The following is a 21,561-nucleotide window of genomic DNA, read 5'->3' on the forward strand; positions in this document are numbered from 1 at the left end:
TAACTTTTATGTAGTGGGTGAATTGGTTTAGAAAGGCGTTTAAATGATGGAAAATAAAATTAGTAAAGATATTTTAATAGATATTAAAGATTTACAACTAGAGTACAATGCAAAGAAGAATCAGACTCTAGCGCTAGACAATATAAATTTACAAATTAAACAAGGCGAATTTGTATGTGTTTTAGGCCCATCTGGATGTGGAAAAAGTACCTTGTTAAAAATTATTGCAGGTTATCTTAAACCTACAAAGGGGACATGTTTGATGAAGGGAGAACCTATAAATGGCCCTGACTGTCATAGAGGTGTTGTATTTCAATCTCCAACACTATACCCATGGATGAGCGTATCTGACAATGTTGAATTTGGTCCTAAAATGAGAGGACTTCCAAAAGATGAAATAGAACAAATAAGAACTCATTTTCTAGATCAAGTTAAGTTAACTGGATTTGGTGATAAGTCTACATTCGAGCTCTCAGGAGGTATGAAACAGAGGGTATCACTTGCTAGGGTTTTGGCTAATTATCCTGAGGTAATCCTTATGGATGAGCCATTTGGAGCTTTAGATGCACTTACTAGAGTTAATATGCAAGCATTAATTCGTAATATATGGAATGAGAATAAAAGTACCATACTATTGATTACTCATGACATTGATGAGGCATTATCACTTGGCACAAGAGTTATTGTAATGTCAAAACGCCCTGGAACCATATTAAAGGAGTTTAACGTTAACTTTACTAACTCAATATTTGGTAATAATTCAGGACATGTAAAATATGGAGATGAATATTTTAATATTAAGGATGAAATCTTAGATATTATTAATAACCAGACTGAGGAATAGCAAAATGAAAGCCTCGCATCTTAATTTACAAGATGTTAGGCTTTTTACTTTATTTAACATAATGTATTTAAATAACTTAAATATTAAATGAATGTGATTATGTTATAATTAAGATATATTTAGCTTAAAAAGTATTATAATGTCGAAATAACTTAAGGTTAAATAAATATAATATTATTATGCAAATAATTGATAAATACAAAATATTTACCTAGAGGGTGATAATTATGGTATCAAATGAAATTGAGGCATTAATACAGCAACGTCAAGGAAAATCCATAAAGAAAAAAAAGAGCCAAATTCCTTATGCAATTATAGTTATTATTGTTGCAACAATTGTTGGTGTGTTTCTTTGGAAAAATAATCATCAAAACCTTGCCTATTGGGTTGTAGGAATTGCGATTGGAATTACATTAAGATACTCTAGATTTTGTTTTGCGGGAGCATTTAGAGATCCTTTTCTTATGGGAAACACAAAACTATTTAGAGGGTTGTTACTTGCTCTTATGATAAGTACTATAGGTTTTTCTATAATTCAATACTTATACCTTGAAGGTAATACCATAGATTATAGTCATATTCCAGGAACTATAGCCTCAGTAGGTATTCATATTGTAATTGGAGCATTTATATTTGGAATTGGAATGACTATTGCAGGGGGATGCGCATCAGGAATATTGATGAGAATTGGTGAGGGACATTCTCTTCAATGGGTTACCCTTTTAGGCATTACAATTGGGAGTGTCTTAGGAGCTAAAAACTACTCAATTTGGTATGATAAAATTATTAGTAGTGCAAAAGTAATTTATTTCCCAGAGTATGTAGATTTAAAAATTGTTGTTATATGCCAAATGATTATTTTAATTACTTTATATATTATAGCAGCATGGTATGAAAATAATAGACTAAAATGTAAGTAATGGAGGAATTTTTATGGCAGTAAAGAATCTGGATTGTTTATATGAAGCATGTCCTATTCCTTTAATAAAAGCAGTAAAGGAATTAAAAAAAATGAAATCTGGAGACATTTTGATTTTACATTCTGATCAAAGCTGTATAGGAGCTATTGTAGAAGAATGGGGAGAGCAAAATAATTACCCCATAAGGGTAGTTGAATTGAATGATGGTGAATGGGAAGTTTATATTCAAAAACCTTAATGAGATAGAGGTGAGTAAATGGAATCTATAGTTAAATGGCTAAAAAAACCTTGGCCTTATTGGGTTGGAGGTGTTTTATTAGGTACACTAAACGTAGTTTTATTATCTGTAAGTGGAACTACATGGCATGTTACTAGTGGATTTTTACTATGGGGTTCAGAGATATTAGAATGGATTGGATTAGATCCATTTAAATGGGAGTTTTTTAAAATACTTGAGGCTGGATATGGAGATATAATTTCAAATCACAGTATACTCATAAATAAATACACTATTTTAAATATTGGAGTAATCTCAGGTTCTTTAATAGCAACATTATTATCATCTCAATTTAGTTTCAAAAAAATAAAAAATAAAAAACATTTTGCATTTGCTTTAACTGGAGGAATTATGATGGGATATGGGGCTAGACTTGCTTCTGGATGCAATATTGGAAGTTTTTTTAGTGGGATACCATCATTTTCTCTACATGCATGGGTTTACTGGATATTTGTTGTTTTAGGAGCTTGGGTAGGAACCAAAATATTAACAAAATATTTATTATAGGAGGACAAAATCCTCCTTATTTTTTTAACAAAAACCTCTTTTTTTAGAAATAATGAAATCTACAAACATTTGCTCATGTTGAGTAAATGTATAATTTTTTCTATAAGCAATATAATAATTAAATTCTATCTTAATATCTTCAACATGAATTTGTTTAAGATAGCCTTTCTTTAACTCCTTATCAACTATTAGTCTAGGTAAAAAAGCAAAACCGTTTCCTGCAGAAATAGAAGATTTAATTGCCTCTGGTGAATTTAAATCATAAATAACATTGAATTCTTCTAAAGAAACTCCTTTTTCACGAAACTTTTTTTCAATTAAATATCTTGCATTAGAAGTTTTTTCACGTAAAATTAAAGGTATTGTCTTTAATTTTTCTATAGAAATTATTTCATTATCACAAATTATTTCATTATCACTAGCTCCGACTAAGATAAGCTCATCTGAAGCTATATACTCTGTAGCTATACTATCTTCTTTAGGGTCATCTTGAATAATTCCAATATTAATAGAATGATCACATAAATTTTCTATAACTTTAGAAGAGTTTACCACTTCCATGTTTATATCTACTTCTTTATTTTCTTTTTTAAAAATAAATATACTACAAGGAAGAGCGTATTCGCCAACACTTTTGCAAGATCCAATAATTAATCTTGGTTTATCCTGTTGCAAATTCTTAATGTCTCTTTCTATATTTCCTTTAAGCGATAGAATAGTATCTGCATAGTTATATACAACTTTACCTTCTTCTGTCAATTTGACACCTTTATTACTTCTTATTAATAGTTTAGCCTCAAGTTCTTTTTCTAAGTTTTTAAGCTGCATGCTAAGTCCTGGTTGAGTAAGGTGAAGGGCAGCAGCTGCTTTTGATATACTGTTGTACTTCACAGTCATATAAAATGATTGCAGATATTCAAGGTTCATATTTTCACATCCTCAGAATTTAAGATACTATCTATATTGTAACATTACTTTTAATATAAATAAATACAACAAAAAAGGAAGTTTATTATAATTAGTGGTTTTACAATGTAAAATTATTACATAACGATCTGTTATGGTGTATAACACTTGCTTATTATGAAAACGCTTTACATTGTATTATAATTAACATGTCGAATGAAATAAATTTAACAAAGTGTTAGATGAAAACATTATAAAAATTGGAGGGAAATATATGAGTAAATATCTAATAGTAGGTGGAGTTGCTGGGGGTGCTTCTACAGCAGCAAGATTAAGAAGATTAAATGAAAAAGATGAAGTAATAATGTTTGAAAGAGATCCACACGTATCATTTTCAAACTGTTGTCTACCATACCACTTAAGTGGAACAGTAGAAAACGCTGATAGCTTAGTGCTTATGAATCCAGCTAAGTTTGCAGCTCAATACAACATAGACGCAAGAGTACATAACGAAGTAGTATCTATAGATAGAGAAAATAAAGAAGTTGCAGTTAGAAATACAATAACTGGAGAAGAGTACAAAGAAAACTACGATAAATTAATATTATCTCCAGGAGCTAGAGCAATAGTTCCTCCTATAAAAGGAATTGAAGATGTAAAAGTATTTACAGTAAGAAACGTTATAGATATAGATAGATTAAACCAAGCCGTAAAAGCAATGGGTATAACTAAAGTATCTGTAATAGGTGGAGGATTCATAGGTGTTGAATGTGCTGAGAACTTAAGAGAAGCAGGACACGATGTAAGTTTAATAGAAGCTGCTCCACATATAATGAGACCTTTTGACTATGATATGGTTCAAATACTACACAAAGAAATGCATGATCATGGAGTAAACTTAATAGTAGGAGATAAAGTAAGCTCTTTTGAAAAGGATACAGTTGTTTTAGAATCAGGTAAAAAAGTAGAAGCTCAAGCAGTAGTTATGGCTATAGGTGTACTTCCAGAAACTAAGCTTGCAGTTGAAGCTGGACTTGAATTAGGAGAAACAGGAGCTATAAAAGTAGATCAAAACTACAGAACTAGCGATAAAGATATATATGCAGTTGGAGATGCAATAGAAGTATTTCACGCAGTAGCAGGAAGAACAGTTAAATTACCATTAGCAGGACCTGCTCAAAAGCAAGCAAGACAAGTAGCTGATCATATACATGGAAAAGTTGTAAGAAACACAGGATTTATAGGTTCATCGGTAATCCAATGTTTTGATTACAATGCAGCTTCAACAGGATTAAACGAAGAAATGATAGAAGCTATTAACTTAAACATAAAATACGAAGTAGCTAAAGTAATACCAGGAGATAAGGTTGGTTTAATGCCAGGTGTTGAACCACTACACTTCAAATTACTTTACGAAGTACCAACAGGAAAGGTATTAGGAGCTCAAGCAATAGGTAGAGGTAATGTAGATAAGAGAATGGACGTTATAGCTACTGCTATAAAACTTGGAGCAACTATAGATGATTTAAGAGATTTAGAATTATGTTATGCACCACCATTTGGAACAGCTAAAGACGTAGTTAACTTTGCTGGATATGTTGCTACTAACTTATTACACGGAGAATTCAAGCAAGTACGTGAAAAAGACGTAAGAGGTTTAGTAGAAAGTGGAGCTTGTATAATAGACGTTAGAGAAAAAGATGAGTATGAATTAAGCCACATAAAAGGAGCTAAAAACATACCACTTAGCGAAATAAGACAAAGAACAAACGAAATACCTAAAGATGTACCAGTTTACTTACACTGCAGAAGTGCACAAAGAAGTTACAATGCATTAATGGCACTTCAAGGTTTAGGATTTGATAATATTTACAACGTTTCAGGTGGATTTATGGGAATATCTTTCTATGAATACTTCACTGATGAAACAACTGGAAGAGAAAAAATAGTTACTGATTACAACTTCCTATAAGATTTAGTTTAATAAATACAAGTTTAACTATTGATAATTATAATAGTTAAACTTGTATAGTAAATAAAAAAATAAGTCGAATAATGCAACATGAAGTTAAAAAATTAATTAACGAACTTATACAAAATAATTAATAAAAAATATGAAAACACAGAAAGGAAAGTAGACATGGAAAATACTAAAACACTTAATAAGGCACAGTCTGCTCAACGTTCAGACTGGAGCATAAACACAACTCAAGTATTAATTGGATTTGCAATTTTAGCCGCAATGATTGGATTGACTATGTATCAATCTACAAAAGATGCTAAGTTAGGATTATTCTTAATTATAGGTCTTTCAATAGGTTATTTAATGCAAAGGTCAAGATTTGGATTTGCAGGAGGTATAAGAAGACTTTATATAACTGGAGAATCAAGTTTAACAAAAGCATTAATGTTTTTACTTGCTATATCATTATTAGTTACAGCTGCAATACATTATGGTGCATATGTTAAAGGTGCAGAAGTTGCATTTAGAGCAGCAGAAGGCGCTTCTGTAATACCAGGAACTCAAAGTGTGTATAACACTAATATGGGTACTGTATTAGGTGGAGTACTGTTTGGTATAGGTATGATGTTCGGTGGTGGATGTGCTTCAGGAACATTAACAGATGCAGGTGAAGGTGAAGTAAGATCTTGGATAGTGTTACCGTTCTTCGTACTTGGAACTTTATGGGGAGTGCATGATATAACTTGGTGGAAAGAAACTATATTCTTTACTGCAGGAGCACAAGTTTATTTACCAGATGTTTTCGGATATTTTGGTGCTATAATAGTTTCATTATTAGGATTTTTAGGTATATATATTTTCTCAAAGAAATATGAAGATAAAAGAAGAAAAGCAAATACTCTTATTCCACTAGAATATGCTGAGTGGGAAAAAGAATTACCACAACCAGAAGAATACAAATTCTTTAGCAAAGAAACTTATCATAAGTTCTTTGTACAAAGATGGTCTTTCTTCACAGGAGCAGTTTTATTAACAGTTATGTTCTTAGTTGTTTTACTTACATCAGGCAAGAGCTGGGGAGTTACTTCTACTTTTGCTGAATGGGGAGCTTGGTTATTCCATGTAGATGTTTCAAACTGGGGATACTTTGCAGATAAAATGGATGCTGTAAATGGCGGATTCATGAATGATGCAGGTTCAATGAGAAACTTTGGAATAATAGTAGGTGCATTAATAGCTCCATTACTAGCAGGACGTTTCTCATTAAAAATGGGATTCAATTTAAAAGATATTCTTTTCTATGTAATAGGTGGTTTATTAATGGGATATGGTGCTAGACTTTCATCAGGATGTAATATAGGAGCATTATATTCAGCAATATCTAACATGTCATTATCAGGATGGGTATTCTTACCATCATTAACTATAGGTGGAATAATAGGAATTAAGTTAGTAAAAAAATTAAAAATTAATTGCTAAATAAAAAGCATCAATCTTATATTTGTAAATATAGGACTGATGCTTTCTTATTGTACCTTTTATTTATAGTTTTATTTGACTATCGATAGGCTGTTTTTTTACATAATAATCGAAATATTCTTACAAAGAAACTTTTTATTCACTTTTTGTCGAAAATAGTGTATTATTATACATAAGACGATACAAACTCAATTCGGCGGATAACTACCCCCAAGGAGGATACATAATGAATAAAGGTATAATAGTTGCAGCTATAAGTATGTCTGCTTTAAGCTTAGGTATAAATACAAATGAATCTTATGCACAAGAAGTAGGTACAATAACTGCTAGCTCATTAAATGTAAGAGCTGGAGCTGGAACTAATTACAGTAAAGTAGCAACGGTAAGTAAAGGTAATACAGTAGAAATAATGTCATCATCAAATGGATGGTACAAAATAAAACTGAGCAATGGTAAAACAGGTTGGGTATCATCTCAGTACGTATCAAAAGGAAACACTACAAGCACTAGTACACAAGCTTCTCAAGGTCAAGCTAAGGTAACAGCATCTTCATTAAATGTAAGAAAAAGTTCATCAGCTTCAAGTGCCAAAGTCGGTTCAGTAAGTAAGGGACAAGTTGTAACTATACTAGAAAAAAGTGGAACTTGGTCAAAAATAAAAACATCAAATGGATCAATTGGATGGGTTTCAAGTTCTTATTTAACAACTAATATGAGTCAAACTACTCAGGCTCCAACTAGAGGAGAAGGAAGAGAAGTTGTTTTAGAATTAGCCTATAAACAATTAGGTAAAAAATATGTATGGGGAGCAGAAGGACCTAATTCTTTTGACTGTTCAGGTCTTACTTACTATGTATATAAGAATGCTTTAGGCAAAACTATTCCTAGAACTTCAGCAGCTCAAAGTAATTATGGTCAATATATACCTAAGGGAGAACTTCAAGCTGGAGATTTAATATTTTCAGGTGCAAACGGAAAAGTAAGCCATGTTGGTATATATATAGGAAACGGAAAAATGATACATGCACCACAAAGTGGTGATGTAGTTAAAATATCTGAGATAAATAGTGGTTACTATAAAGATAGATATATAACGTCTAGAAGACCTTAGTAAAAAAGCTTGATAATTTGATTATCAGGCTTTTTTTATTGGAATTTATTTATTTTCACTAAAATTATTTAACATGATATTGTTAATAAGGTACTATATTGTTAAGGCAATTTTGTGTTTGTATAAATGTAGTAAAAAAATTAATGAAGGAGAGATAAATGAGTATAAATAATAAGAAGAAGTCAAGGAAGGAAATAAAGAAAATATTTGCTAGGATTTGTATAGTTATATTAATTATAGCTACTTGTTATTTAGGTTATTACAAATACCAACAAAGTAAGCTGAAATTTCAACCAGCTGAAGGGTTTTCTGTTGAAGTTAACATCATGGACCTTAATGTTGTAGGGGAAAAATGGCTAGAAGAGTATAATAAGCAGTATAGCAGAAAATATGTTCCTTGGAACAAAAAGGTAGTAGAATATTCTATTAATGATATTGAAATAAAAGAACCAAATGTAATCCAAATTGATTTTTCAGTTGTATTAAAGAAAATAGATGAAAACAGTGCATATAACTGGAATGGATTTGTAGAGGATAAAAAAATTAAGTCTCAATGGGTTTTATGGTTTGAAGAAGAAAAAAAATCAGAAGGAACTTATATTTATACTGTAACTAAATTACAAAGGCCAGCAGGATATGATTTAGAAAAATATCAAACTAGTGGAGAAAAAGAAAGAGACGAGTATAAAAATAAATATGAATCTGAAATTCCATACGAAGATCAACAATATACATATAAAATAGAAAATAAAATTTGTTATGTAAGCTATGACAAAGGAACTACATGGAAAGAAGTCCCTGTGACTCTAGAGATTTTGGTATCAGTTGGAGATGGAAGAGCTTATTATAACAAGCTACAAGAAAGAAGTTACATAATAACACCAGAGAAAACTGCCTTTATTTATGGAGGTACTAGAGAAATCCCCCTTACCATAACTTACTCTGAAGATATGGGAATTACATGGAAAACCTCACAAATAAGTAACATAGTTAGTACAAGAATGAAGTTTTGTAGTTTTCCAAATGAAAAAGCAGGATACGTCATTGCAACAAGTGATAGAACTATGTCTCAAGAAGGACAAACTATTTATAAAACAACCAATGGCGGTGAGACATGGAAAGAAGTTGGGTACGGACCTAGCACATGGCTCCTACATTCAGGAGGTTTTGTAGATGAGAATATAGGCTTTATGAGTTATCCAAAAGTAGAAGGAGCAGAAACTAATTTTTATAGAACAGTAGATGGAGGTAAAACCTTTGAACCTATAAAGCTACCTGTTAACAAACAAGAATGGATGGGGTCAACCTTTGAACCTTTCATACAACCAGAAACTCCGTATTTAGAAAATGGGGAACTTTATCTTTTGGTAGGACAAGGACAACAAGGAGATTTCAAAGGAGGTACTATTATGGCCAAATACAAATCAAAGGATATGGGAAAAACATGGTCCTTTGTAGAATTCTTCGAGCCACCTTCTAAAGAAATAGGATAAAAAATAATTAGTGAGACCTTTTATATAAAGGTCTTTTTTAATTTATATAAATATTTAAAAAATATATATATCGATATTGACACCACTGCTACTTGGTGATACTATATAGTGGTAGTAAGTAATACTAAATACCAGTAATACTAGATAGTGAAGAGGTGAATCATTTGGAAAATATAACAGAAATGTTAAAAGGTGTACTGGAAGGCTGTGTTCTTGAAATCATTAGCCATAAAGAAACATATGGGTATGAGATTACTAAAAGGTTAAATGAGCTTGGATTTTCAGATGTTGTAGACGGAACAGTCTATACCATCTTGGTGCGACTTGAGAAAAATAAATTGGTAGAAATTACAAAAAAGAAATCAGATATGGGACCTCCACGAAAGTTTTTCACGCTTAATGATGCAGGCCATGAGGAGTTGAGGAAGTTCTGGGAAAAATGGGAGTTTGTTTCTACGAAAATAAACCAATTAAAGGGGGCAAGAAAAAATGTTTGATAATTTTATAAAATTGATAATAGGGGACTTAGATGAAAAGCGTGAATATAAACAAATGATGAAGAGGGTTGATGCACTGCCAAAAGATTATAGCTTTGCATTTAAAAATATTCAAAAGTATATGTATAGTGTTGGCGCACCTGGCGGTGACATGACAATATTTACGGATATGACCATGTTTATGGATTTAGTAGATTTATTTGAAACTAACGCGGCAGATGGAAGACAGGTTATTGATGTCATTGGAAGCGATGTAGGTAAGTTTTGTGATGAATTTATGAGTGCCTATGTAACCAATTCTGAAACATTACAAAAAAAGCTAAATACAGAGATTATGGAAAAATTTAATAAGAAGGGGAGATAATAATGATAAAGTTAATCCAAAAAATGATTGGTGATAAAAAAGAGTATAAAGAGCAAATGGCAAGGGTAGAAGAATTGCCAGAAGATTATAGGTTTGTATTTGAAAAAATGCATAAATATATGTGGAGTTTCGCAGGAGGTGACGGTTCTGATATGCTGAAAACTCAGGAGGAATTGATAGAGTTGTTTGAAACTAGCGTAGCAGATGGCAGACATGTTCTTGAAGTGACAGGAGAAGATGTTGCTAGCTTTTGCGACGAGTTTATACGTGACACGAAAAAGTGGACCGATAACTATCGTGAAAAATTAAACCGCAATATGTTGAATAAAATTGGAACAAATAATGATAAGTAGAGTTGTTTAGTCAGTTGATATATGCTATTTTTAATTAGCATTATTTATAAATTATGTAATTAAATATAATTCGCTTTTATAAATAAACAGGGAGGGTTTTTAATTAAAAACCCTCCCTGTTTATTTTATTTTTATCTACCTATAAACATTTGTGTCCAATATAATCTACCGTTTTTATCTTTAGCTATACCTATACCTATTTCAGTAAAACTAGAGTTTAATATATTTTTTTTATGACCTTCAGAGTTCATCCAAGCAGTCATAACTTCTTGTGGAGTCTTTTGACCCATAGCTATGTTTTCACCAGCTGATTTATAAGTTATACCAAATTGTTTCATCATATCAAATGGTGAACCGTAAGTTGGTGAATTATGATCAAAGTAACCTTTATCTATCATATCTTGTGATTTTACAGTAGCAACTTTTGATAATTCAGCATTAAACTTAAGAGCGTTTAATCCTTTTGCAGCTCTTTCTTTATTTACTATATTTAATACTTCTTGTTGATATGCACTAAAGTCACCAGTTGGAGCTGGTGCTTGAGTAGGAGTAGTTGTATTAGTACTTGTAGTTGGTTGTTTTACTGTAGTTGTAGTAGGAGTTTTAGAATACTTACTGAAGTATTGTTGTAGATAAGTGTTATAAGAAGTAGTTGTTGTATTAGATAAAGCATCTGCGCTATTTGCCATAGGAAGTACTAATAACATACCTAACATTGTATATGATAATATTTTCTTAGCTCTTTTCATCATGGTTGTATCCTCCTTATGATTTAGAGTTAGGAAATTAAATTCATATCTATAAGTTAATTTGAGAATTTTTTTGTTTAATGTGATTTTGTAACTATTTTGTAACTTTTGCGATGAACATAGTATAGCATGAGGATTTATATTTTCAAACCCACAAATTCTTCCAGTAGATAAAATCCACATACCTCAATACCCAAGGGGTTAAAATATGTAATGTAACTTGAAATGTTAGATGATTATTATAGAGCACTTTAGGAGTTTGCTATAAAATACATGATAAAAAAGAAAAAGAGATAGAGGGTTACAGAATATCAACAGGGAATTAAGAAATAGAATAAAATAGTCATACTTTCGACAATTGAAGAATCAAATATAATAGAAAACCTGAGATGGAGGAGAATTTCGTGATTGAACTTAAAGGAAAATATAACTATGCTAAAATCTTTGCAGACAATATAGATGAAAAGGCAGAAAAACAGATAATAGAATTATGTAATCAAGAATTTGTACAAGAAGGTAAAATAAGAATAATGCCAGATGTTCATGCAGGAGCAGGGTGTGTAATTGGATTTACGGCAAATATAGGAGAAAAGGTAATTCCAAATATAGTAGGGGTAGACATTGGTTGTGGAATGCTTACTATAGAGTTAGGTAAAATAGATGTAGACTTAGCAAGACTAGATGAAATTATTAGGAGATATGTACCATCAGGTAAAAATGTTCATGAAGGAAGAGTATATAAATATCCTAAACTTCAAGAATTATATTGTTATAGAGAACTTAAAAAAGCAAAGTGGATAGAACGTAGTATAGGAACTTTAGGTGGAGGTAATCACTTCATAGAAGTAAATGTAGATAAAGAAGACAATAAATATTTAGTTATACATTCTGGAAGTAGAAATTTAGGAAAACAAGTGGCTGAGTATTATCAGGATTTAGCTATAGATATATGTAGTGGTAAGGAAAAGTATTATGAAGAAAGAGAAGCATTAATAAAATCATACAAAGAAGCTGGAAGAAGAGAAGAAATTCAAGACGAGCTAAAGAAATTAAATGAAAAATATAATATGTTATCACCTAAATTTCCAAAGGATTTATGTTATTTAACAGGAAAGTATAGAGATCAGTATCTACACGATATGGATACATGCCAAGAGTACGCAAAGATAAATAGGGAAGTCATGGCTAATATAATATTAGATCATTTGTTTAATAATGACATAAGTAATTATAGTTATTTCCATACAATACACAATTATATAAACTTTAAAGATAATATTATAAGAAAAGGAAGTATATCTTCATATGATGGAGAAAAAGTTTTAATTCCAATTAATATGAGGGACGGAAGTATACTTGGTGTAGGAAAGGGAAATGAAGATTGGAATTTTTCAGCTCCTCATGGAGCAGGTAGATTAATGAGTAGGTCTAAGGCAAAAGAGAATTTATCACTAGAAGAATTTAAAAATGTTATGAAAGATGTATGGACTACATCTATAAACGAAGAAACATTAGATGAAGCTCCTATGGCATATAAATCTATAGATGATATTTTAAAACATATAGACCCAACAGTTGAGATAATAGATGTTATAAGACCTATATACAATTTTAAAGCTAATTAACCTGAACGTTTTAATCCTAAATATATAAATGCAGATCATAAGGCTATGAGAATTAATTACTCATAGCCTTTTTAAAAACTAATCAATATTTTCAGACAATGCAGTAATTTTGAAATTCCTTTGGGGTGTAATTTGTATGTTTTCGAAATTTTTCAATATAATAACTTACACTACCAAAACCAACTTCTTCAGCAATTTCTGTAATAGATAAAGTACTATTCTTTAATAGTTGTATACTTTGATTGATACGGTAAGAAATTAAATATTCGAAGGGCGTTAATCTAGTCATTTGTTTAAAAAACCTACAACATTCAGAGCGACTGACATTTGCAGTTTTTGCCATATCTTCTAATGTTATCTTTTCTTTATAGTTTTGATGAATATAAGATATAATTTTCTTAATTCGCTGATCTTGGGCAAAAGTATCAGAGCTAACTTCCATCATATAATCAGGAGTATTAGAAATTATTAAATGCCATATATTTAATAGTACGGCATACATGTTTAGTTCAAAACCAAAAGATTTGCTTGTATAAAGTTCAAATAACTTATTTAAGTCCTCTAATATTTTACTTTGCCAAGGGATTAAAGTACTTAGTGTAATAGTTGATTTTGATTTTAAAAAGGGTTCTATATATTTTTTATATATAATGCTTTCTGAAGAAGCAAGAAGTCCTGGACTTATATCGAAGCATATATATTCGCTATCTTCTGAATTATAGGATCTTGCAGAATGAAGGCAACTGGAATTAATAAAAATACCATTTTTTTCTTCAATATAATAGGTAGACTGGTTTACATTAAAACTTACACATCCTTTTACCACAAGGACAAATTGTATTTCATCATGCCAATGTAGGGGAACATATCCATGTACGTTTTTACTTAACTGAGTCTTGTACACCCCTATTGGAAATAATTGATTTCCGTGCATTGTTAGTTCTTGAAGATCATTGGTGATTTGTATATCAAATATTTGCAATTAATTCCCTCCTCAAATCAATATTACGATATTATTAGGCAATAAGCTGATAGAAAGCTAATTTAAATCACTCTATAATAATAACAAAGTTATATTACGCATTAAATATTTATTATAATGGATGGGTTGTTAATAGAAAATTAAAGGGAGATGATATGGATGGAGAAAATCAGCGAAGTATTTGGAATTAAAGCTGTAATAAATAATAGAAAAGGAGAAAACAGACCAGATTTTTTAAGTGAAGAAGAAGTAAGAAGTGTAAGGAGATTTCACTCTACTATTGAAGGTTACAAGGCTACACCTCTAGTAAGTCTGGATGGATTGGCTAAAGAATTGGGAGTTTCTAAGATATATATTAAGGATGAATCGCATAGATTTGGACTAAATGCATTTAAAAGCTTAGGGGGAACTTTTGCAATAGCAAAGCTTTTATGTGAAAAGTTAGATATTGATATAAACTCTATAAGCTTTGACTACTTTAAATTACCAGAAGTTGCCCAAAAAATAAAAGATATGGTGTTTGTTACTGCAACTGATGGAAATCATGGAAGAGGAATAGCATGGGCTGCAAATCTATTGTATATATGCCGAAGGGATCTTCATTAAGAAGACTTCAAGCTATTAAAGATGCTGGCGCGGAGTCTTATATTACGGATTTAAATTATAATGATACTGTGAGGTTGGCTAAGCAAAAGGCGGAAGAGAGTGGCGGTTTTTTAGTTCAAGATACAGCATGGGAAGGATATGAGAAAATCCCTAATTGGATTACTCAAGGTTATCTAACTATGGCATCTGAAGCCTTAGACCAAATGAAGCTAGATGGTACTAACAGACCTACCCATGTGTTTTTACAAGCAGGGGTAGGATCTTTAGCAGGAGGAGTTTTAGGATATTATGCAAACGTTTTTAAAGATAGATGTCCTATAACTACCATAGTTGAACCAGAAAAAGCTGATTGTATATATAAGTCTGCCTTAGCTGATGATGGAAAGCCACACTCTGTTACTGGAGATTTAGATACTATTATGGCTGGATTAGCTTGTGGAGAGCCAAATATAGTTACTTGGGAAATTTTAAGAGATTTTGCAAAAGCTTATATATCATGTCCTGATTATGTATCAGCTAGAGGAATGAGGGTACTAGCAAATCCTATAGGAAATGATAAAAAAGTAGCATCTGGTGAATCTGGAGCAGTTGGGTTAGGACTTTTATCATTATTAATGGAAAGAGAAGAATTAAAAGAGTTAAAAACTAAACTAGAATTAGATGAAAACTCAGTAATAATTTGTTTTAGTACAGAAGGAGATACAGATCCACAGCATTATAAGAAAGTTGTTTATGATGGAAAAAATCAGAGCATTTTTGCTTAAATATATTAAAAATTAATAAGGGGGAGTTTATATGAATTACAATTTAAATGAAGTAGCTAAAAGAGTAGTAGCAGATTTAAGAGAGTTAGCAAATTTAACTTCAAATGTCAATGGAGCACAGAGAGTTGCTTGGACACCAACATGGCAAATAGCAAGGGATTGGTTTACAAACAAAGCTATAGAAGCTGGAGCGGAGGTAACAGTAGATGCTGCAGGAAATACCTGGGCGAAAATTCAAGGAACTAGCAATGAAGCTGTAGTAATAGGTAGTCATTTAGATTGTGTTCCTAATGGTGGCTGGTTAGACGGTGCTTTAGGGGTCGTTGTTACGCTTGAGGTGTTAAGACGTTATGGTAAGGGAAAAGCAATGCCAAATAAAACAATTTATGCTGTTGATTGGGCTGATGAAGAAGGTGCTCGTTATGGAAACAGCGTAATGGGATCATCAGCTGCCAGTGGAACTATAAATGTTGATGAAATCATCAATCGTGTAGATAACGATGGAATAAAAATAACTGATGCCCTTAAGGCTTATAATGTAGAAGTAACTGATATGATACGTGCAAATGAACAATTAAAACAAAAAAACATTACGAAATACTTAGAGTTGCATATTGAGCAAGGACCGGTACTAGAAAATATGAAAAAGCATGTAGCTTGTGTATATGGAACTACTGGTGTTGAACGTCATTATATAGAGTTTACAGGTCAGCCAGCACATGCTGGATCATTTCCAACTTTGATGCGTCAGGATGCATTTTTAGCTGCTGCACAAGCATCACTAGCATTTAAAGAAATTGCACTTAAATATGATGCTGTATGTACTGTTGGAAAAGTTAGCGTAGAACCTGATGTAACAACTATTGTCCCAGGAAAATGCGTTATTTCTTTAGACCAAAGAGCTATTGACCCATCAGTGCTACAACAAATGAATGAGGATGCAAGAAAAGCTACAACTCAGGCGGCCAACGATCAGGGGGTGTCAGTACGTTGGGAAAAAATATATACTATTGCACCTACATTATTTGATGATGAGCTAATAAAACTTTGCAAGGAAGCTGTAGAGGAAGAAACAGGTGAGGCAACAACTATGTTCTCAGGCCCACTTCATGATGCAGTGGAAATGGCGAAAATCGTGCCGACAGTAATGATGTTTGCCATGTCTGAGAGAGGTCTTTCACATTGCAAAGAAGAAAATACTCCTGATGAAGCCGTTAAAACAGCAGTTCGTGCGTTTTTACGTTTAACAGATAAAGTGGTTAACTAAAGTATGTATATAGAAAAAACTAAATTAAATTAAAATGGAGGGATTAATAGTGAATACTAATTTTGAAAAACAACTTAAAGAATGGAGACATTATTTACATATGTATCCTGAAGTAGCCTTTGAAGAAAAGAATACTTCAGAATATTTAGCTAAGATACTTACAGATATGGGACTTGAGGTTCATAAAAATATAGGGTTTACAGGTCTTGTAGCAAATCTTAAAGTTGGAGATGGAAAAGAGGTTATTGGTCTTAGATCAGATATGGATGCTATTAAACTTACTGAAGGGGTTAAGCATCAATACAGTTCAAAGCATTCTGGAGTAATGCATGCATGTGGACATGATGGTCACATGGCAACATTATTAGGTGCAGCTAAATTGCTATCTGAGAGAAAAAACTTTAATGGTACAGTAAGATTTATTTTTCAACCAGCGGAAGAACCAGGTAAAGGCGCACAAGCTATGATAGATGACAAGTTATTTGAGCGTTTTCCTGTTGACGAAATTTATGGAATGCATAATATGCCAGGATTGCCAGAGGGAACAATATCAACTAGAGTAGGTGGTATTATGGCAAGTGAAGATAATTTTGTTATTAGAATTAAGGGAAAAGGAGCACATGCTTCTAGTCCGCATATGGGGGTTGATCCTCTTGTAATTGGTGCTGAAATTATTCTTGCATTACAAACCATAGTTTCTCGTAATGTAAGTCCAATTCATAATGCAGTTGTTTCTTGCACGGAAATACATACGGATGGAGTTAGAAATGCAATACCTACTAACGTGGAAATTAAAGGAGATACAAGAAGTTTCACTCCTGAAGTTCAGAAACTAATCGAAAAAAGAATGAGAAAAATTTGTGAAAATATATGTGACTCTTATGAAGCTGAATGTGAATTTGAATATACCCATGAATTTTCACCTACTGTAAATTGGGAAAAATGCACTGAAGTTGTTGCACAAGCGGCAAGAAATATAGTTGGAGAAGAAAATGTAAATGCAAACTGTGAACCAATTATGACTTCAGAAGATTTTGGTATATTTATGGAAAAAGTGCCTGGTTGCTTTATATTCTTAGGTAGTGCTAAAAGTGAAAATGAGATTATTCCTTTACACAATTATCTTTATGATTATAATGATACAATATTAAAGATTGGTGCAGAGTTATTTGTAGAAATAGTTAGAATCCGTCTTTCTGAAATGTAAATGAAGTTAATTAAGCAATAAAAATATGCTGAGGTTGTTGATAATTATACCAACAACCTTTTTTGTATTTGAGTAATATTACTCAATATACTAAATAGAAAAAATTGTAAGAATGTTTATAGTTTTTAATCATTTTTGATAATTTTTTAACTAAATAATTTAATATTCTGTGAAATTTAAATCCTATAGAAGATTAAATAATAGCGTGCTATAATCAAAATATGTCGAGAAAAGTCTTTTTAGTGACTATACATAATTAGAACAAGGCTTTATTCTTGGATTAATAGTTAATATAATAACAAACGGAGGAATGTTAAATGAGCACAAAGAATAATACGCAAAGCCAAGAATTACAAAAAACATTAGGCTTTGCCGCTGCATTATCTACAGTTGTAGGTATGGTAATAGGGGCTGGAGTATTCTTTAAGCCTTATGCTATGTATAATGCAACAGGAGGAGCTCCAGGATTAGCAATAGTAGCTTGGATAATAGGCGGAATTATAACAATAGCAGGAGGTCTTACTGCAGCTGAAGTTTCTGCAGCGATACCAAAAACTGGTGGAATGATGATTTATCTAAAAGAAATATATGGGGAAAAATGGGGATTCTTAACTGGCTGGATGCAAACGGTTTTATTCTTCCCTGGATCAATTGCTGCACTAGCAACTATATTTGCTACTCAGGCAGTAGGATTATTGGGATTAAGCACAGATAATATAACTGCAAAAGTAGGAATAGCTATAGCAACTATAGTTTTAATAGCCTTCTTAAATACATTAGGTTCTAAAATGGGTGGTGCTATACAAACGGTTTCTACTGCATGTAAGTTAATACCACTTGCTTTAATAATAATATTTGGATTTGTTAAAGGAAATGGAAATCCTATAATGTCTCAAATGGCTGGAGAAAGTGTAAGTATAGGAACAGCACTAGGACAAGCATTAATAGCTACATTATTTGCATATGATGGATGGATAAATGTTGGTGCTATAGCTGGTGAAATGAAAAATCCAGGTAAGGACTTACCAAAGGCAATAGTTGGAGGCTTATCATTAGTTATGGCGGTATATTTACTTATAAATTTGGCTTACTTATGGGTTATGCCAGCAAATGAATTGATGATGACAGAAACTCCAGCAACAGCTGTAGCTACGGCAATATTTGGAGCAATTGGCGGTAAATTAATTACTATAGGTATATTAATATCAGTATTTGGAACCTTAAATGGATACTTATTAACAGGCCCAAGAACTCCTTATACTTTAGCTAGTGAAAAAATGTTACCAGGGAGTAATTGGTTTTCTAAGTTAAATGTAGGAGGGGCTCCAGCTAATTCTACTTGGTTTATAGCCGTATTATCATCAATATATGCTTTATCAGGAAAGTTTGACTTACTATCAGATTTAGCAGTATTTACAATATGGATATTTTATATAATGACATTCTTTGGTGTTATTAAGTTAAGAAAAGATCAACCTGACTTAGTTAGACCGTACAAAATACCATTGTATCCAATAACTCCAGCAATAGCTATAATAGGTGGAGGATATGTAGTTATAAATACATTAATTACTCAGCCTGTAAATGCAATATCAGGTTTAGTTATAACAGCTTTAGGATTACCTGTTTATTCATATATGAAAAAGAAAAATGCTCAAAATGAAAATAAAGACATGAAGTTTACAGCATAGTAGCTTTTAAAGGAAATGTATAAATTAATTAACCACTGATATTGATATAATTTAAATTTAATTATATTATAGTATCAGTGGTTTTTTATATGAGTTTATACTAATTTGAGTTTTAGTTTATAGTAAATATAATTGCATATAAACGTTTTGTTTTAGAATAAATAAAACGGTGTATATATAGCTATACATATATAATAAAAACAAAAAGGAGAATGGCATATGAGAAATAGTGAGCTAAAATCACTTGCAAGAACTCAACTAAAAGGAAGATGGTGGGAAGCGATATCGTTTCATTTAGTGTATTTTGCTATAATATTTATACCTTCATTTGTAGTAGCATATAATTCTGACCCATATTATTACAACACTGGAGAAACTGTATTTGATATAGTAACTTTTATACTTACAGCTCCTTTTGCATTAGGATTTTGCTATTTTTCTTTAAACTTTATTAAACATGAAAACAAAATGAGCGATATATTGTTTGGATTTAAAAAGTTTGGGAAGGTATTTATAGCTTATTTATTAACTACACTAGCAATTATAATAGGACTTATCATATTAATAATTCCTGGAATAATAATAGGTTTAATGTTTTCACAAATATATTATATAATGGCAGAAAATGATGATATATCTGCTATAGAAGCTATAAAGGAAAGTGCTAGAATAATGAAAGGTAATAAATTTAGATACTTTATTTTAGGTCTTAGTTTTATAGGATGGAGTATAGTTGGAATTATAACTTTAGGTATAGGATTTATATGGATTATTCCATACTATAATATTACTTTAGCTAACTTTTACAAAGACATAAGCAAAGATATAACATGGTCCGAGCAATAATGCTTGGGCTTTTTTAATTTATTAAAAGCTGTTGACATTATAGATAAAAAGGAATAATATATAAATAAATCGGTTGAATACAATTAAATTTAATAAAACTAAAGATATAAATAGATTAAAGGAGAATAACATATGAATTTTTATGACTTTTCAGCAAAAGATATATTTGGTGACGATATTAATATGAATGAATACAAAGGAAAGGTAGTATTAGTAGTAAATACTGCAAGCAACTGAGGTTTAACACCACAATTTTCTCAGTTAGAGGAATTATATAAAAATTATAAAGATAAAGGATTTGAAATCTTAGGATTTCCTTGTAATCAATTTGGAAACCAAGATCCAGGAAGTAACACTGAAATAAATAATTTTTGTTCATTAAATTATGGAGTAACTTTTAATATGTTTGAGAAAATAGATGTAAATGGAGAAAATGCACATCCATTATATAAATTCATAAAAAGTGAAACTAAAGGATTCTTAAATAGGGATATAAAGTGGAACTTTACAAAGTTTTTAATTGATGGCGAAGGAAAGGTAATTAAAAGATATGCTCCAACAACACCTCCGATGAAAATAAAAAATGATATTGAAAATTTACTAAAGTAAAAAAGATAGTAGGTGAACTTTATGGATAAATATGATTATTTAAAATTAGATAATCAAATATGCTTTTCTTTATATGCAGCATCAAGAGAAATAATTAAACTATACAAACCATTTCTTGATGAGCACAATCTTACTTATACTCAATATGTAGCATTGTTAGTATTATGGGAAGAAGAAAAAGCAACTGTTAAGGATATAGGTAAAAGACTGCATTTAGATTCAGGTACATTAACACCATTACTAAAAAAACTAGAAAGTATGGAGTTAATAGATAGATATAGGGATAAAAATGATGATAGAGTAGTTATTGCAGAGTTAACTAAAAAGGGTCGTGAATTAAAAGATAAAGTAGTAGATATACCAGAAAAGCTGTTTTGTAAAACTAATATGACAATAGAGCATGCAATGGAATTGAAGAAAAACTTAGATAAGCTGTTACAAACTCTAGAGTAATTCAAAATCCTTTGCATAATTGTAAAGGGTTTTTGAGCGTTATATTAA

General features: G+C 31.2%; 21 protein-coding genes and 1 pseudogene. 19 read left to right on the forward strand and 3 right to left on the reverse strand.

What is annotated here, in order from left to right; genetic code table 11:
• Nucleotides 1–43: 43 nt before the first annotated feature.
• From BS62_RS02820 to BS62_RS02835, 4 genes are all read left to right on the forward strand, one after another.
• Complete coding sequence (locus BS62_RS02820; RefSeq protein ID WP_496489721.1) at nt 44–844, forward strand: ABC transporter ATP-binding protein; 801 nt, start codon at nt 44–46, stop codon at nt 842–844.
• A 227-nt stretch (nt 845–1,071) separates the two neighbouring features.
• Nucleotides 1,072–1,764, forward strand: coding sequence for a YeeE/YedE thiosulfate transporter family protein (locus BS62_RS02825; protein WP_496489722.1), 693 nt, complete (start codon nt 1,072–1,074; stop codon nt 1,762–1,764).
• A gap of 13 nt (nt 1,765–1,777) precedes the next feature.
• Nucleotides 1,778–2,002: a sulfurtransferase TusA family protein gene (locus tag BS62_RS02830; protein WP_496489723.1), complete on the forward strand. Its 225-nt coding sequence runs from the start codon at nt 1,778–1,780 to the stop codon at nt 2,000–2,002.
• Between the two features lie 18 nt (nt 2,003–2,020).
• Nucleotides 2,021–2,548, forward strand: a complete 528-nt coding sequence (locus BS62_RS02835; protein WP_496489724.1) for a YeeE/YedE thiosulfate transporter family protein — start codon at nt 2,021–2,023, stop codon at nt 2,546–2,548.
• A 24-nt stretch (nt 2,549–2,572) separates the two neighbouring features.
• Here BS62_RS02835 and BS62_RS02840 read toward each other — a convergent pair whose 3' ends face one another.
• On the reverse strand, nt 2,573–3,475 hold the full coding sequence (locus tag BS62_RS02840; RefSeq protein WP_496489725.1) for a LysR substrate-binding domain-containing protein: 903 nt from the start codon (nt 3,473–3,475) through the stop codon (nt 2,573–2,575).
• A 253-nt stretch (nt 3,476–3,728) separates the two neighbouring features.
• Here BS62_RS02840 and BS62_RS02845 point away from each other — a divergent pair, with 253 nt between their 5' ends.
• The 7 genes from BS62_RS02845 to BS62_RS02875 all read left to right on the forward strand — a co-directional run bounded on the left by BS62_RS02845 (nt 3,729) and on the right by BS62_RS02875 (nt 10,714).
• A complete protein-coding gene (locus tag BS62_RS02845) occupies nt 3,729–5,426 on the forward strand; it encodes an FAD-dependent oxidoreductase (RefSeq protein WP_496489726.1) in 1,698 nt (565 codons plus the stop codon).
• 168 nt (nt 5,427–5,594) lie between these two features.
• The gene (locus BS62_RS02850) at nt 5,595–6,896 is read left to right on the forward strand and encodes a YeeE/YedE family protein (RefSeq protein WP_496489727.1); all 1,302 of its coding nucleotides are present in this window, start codon (nt 5,595–5,597) and stop codon (nt 6,894–6,896) included.
• A 226-nt stretch (nt 6,897–7,122) separates the two neighbouring features.
• Nucleotides 7,123–8,007, forward strand: coding sequence for a C40 family peptidase (locus BS62_RS02855; RefSeq protein ID WP_496489728.1), 885 nt, complete (start codon nt 7,123–7,125; stop codon nt 8,005–8,007).
• A gap of 158 nt (nt 8,008–8,165) precedes the next feature.
• On the forward strand, nt 8,166–9,500 hold the full coding sequence (locus BS62_RS02860; protein ID WP_496489729.1) for a WD40/YVTN/BNR-like repeat-containing protein: 1,335 nt from the start codon (nt 8,166–8,168) through the stop codon (nt 9,498–9,500).
• Nucleotides 9,501–9,664: 164 nt separating this feature from the next.
• The gene (locus BS62_RS02865; protein WP_496489730.1) at nt 9,665–9,997 is read left to right on the forward strand and encodes a PadR family transcriptional regulator; all 333 of its coding nucleotides are present in this window, start codon (nt 9,665–9,667) and stop codon (nt 9,995–9,997) included.
• Entirely contained in the window at nt 9,990–10,361 is a 372-nt protein-coding gene (locus BS62_RS02870) for a DUF1048 domain-containing protein (protein WP_496489731.1), read from the forward strand. The genes BS62_RS02865 and BS62_RS02870 overlap by 8 nt, the downstream gene beginning before the upstream one ends.
• Nucleotides 10,362–10,363: 2 nt before the next feature.
• A complete protein-coding gene (locus BS62_RS02875; protein ID WP_496489732.1) occupies nt 10,364–10,714 on the forward strand; it encodes a DUF1048 domain-containing protein in 351 nt (116 codons plus the stop codon).
• Between the two features lie 131 nt (nt 10,715–10,845).
• On the opposite strand, the gene BS62_RS02880 is transcribed toward BS62_RS02875, so the two are convergent.
• Nucleotides 10,846–11,466 carry a CAP domain-containing protein gene (locus BS62_RS02880; protein WP_496489733.1) on the reverse strand — a complete coding sequence of 207 codons (621 nt, stop codon included), beginning with the start codon at nt 11,464–11,466 and terminating at the stop codon, nt 10,846–10,848.
• Nucleotides 11,467–11,867: 401 nt separating this feature from the next.
• Here BS62_RS02880 and BS62_RS02885 point away from each other — a divergent pair, with 401 nt between their 5' ends.
• Nucleotides 11,868–13,088: an RtcB family protein gene (locus tag BS62_RS02885; RefSeq protein WP_496489734.1), complete on the forward strand. Its 1,221-nt coding sequence runs from the start codon at nt 11,868–11,870 to the stop codon at nt 13,086–13,088.
• Between the two features lie 91 nt (nt 13,089–13,179).
• Here BS62_RS02885 and BS62_RS02890 read toward each other — a convergent pair whose 3' ends face one another.
• Nucleotides 13,180–14,070, reverse strand: a complete 891-nt coding sequence (locus BS62_RS02890; RefSeq protein ID WP_496489735.1) for a helix-turn-helix domain-containing protein — start codon at nt 14,068–14,070, stop codon at nt 13,180–13,182.
• A gap of 159 nt (nt 14,071–14,229) precedes the next feature.
• Between BS62_RS02890 and dpaL the strand changes: the two are divergent.
• The 7 genes and pseudogenes from dpaL (at nt 14,230) to BS62_RS02925 (ending at nt 21,513) form a co-directional block, all read left to right on the forward strand.
• A pseudogene (dpaL, locus tag BS62_RS02895) lies at nt 14,230–15,440 on the forward strand (diaminopropionate ammonia-lyase).
• Nucleotides 15,441–15,471: 31 nt separating this feature from the next.
• Nucleotides 15,472–16,707 carry a Zn-dependent hydrolase gene (locus BS62_RS02900; protein ID WP_496489736.1) on the forward strand — a complete coding sequence of 412 codons (1,236 nt, stop codon included), beginning with the start codon at nt 15,472–15,474 and terminating at the stop codon, nt 16,705–16,707.
• A 49-nt stretch (nt 16,708–16,756) separates the two neighbouring features.
• On the forward strand, nt 16,757–17,914 hold the full coding sequence (locus BS62_RS02905) for a M20 aminoacylase family protein (protein WP_496489737.1): 1,158 nt from the start codon (nt 16,757–16,759) through the stop codon (nt 17,912–17,914).
• A gap of 317 nt (nt 17,915–18,231) precedes the next feature.
• Nucleotides 18,232–19,605 (forward strand): APC family permease, encoded by a 1,374-nt coding sequence (locus tag BS62_RS02910; RefSeq protein ID WP_496489738.1) that lies wholly within the window; start codon nt 18,232–18,234, stop codon nt 19,603–19,605.
• Between the two features lie 219 nt (nt 19,606–19,824).
• Nucleotides 19,825–20,451 carry a DUF975 family protein gene (locus tag BS62_RS02915; RefSeq protein ID WP_496489739.1) on the forward strand — a complete coding sequence of 209 codons (627 nt, stop codon included), beginning with the start codon at nt 19,825–19,827 and terminating at the stop codon, nt 20,449–20,451.
• Between the two features lie 132 nt (nt 20,452–20,583).
• Entirely contained in the window at nt 20,584–21,060 is a 477-nt protein-coding gene (locus BS62_RS02920; protein WP_496489740.1) for a glutathione peroxidase, read from the forward strand.
• 21 nt (nt 21,061–21,081) lie between these two features.
• Complete coding sequence (locus tag BS62_RS02925) at nt 21,082–21,513, forward strand: MarR family winged helix-turn-helix transcriptional regulator (RefSeq protein WP_496489741.1); 432 nt, start codon at nt 21,082–21,084, stop codon at nt 21,511–21,513.
• Nucleotides 21,514–21,561 lie beyond the last annotated feature (48 nt).

It is taken from the genome of Sporacetigenium mesophilum DSM 16796 (genome assembly GCF_059569055.1).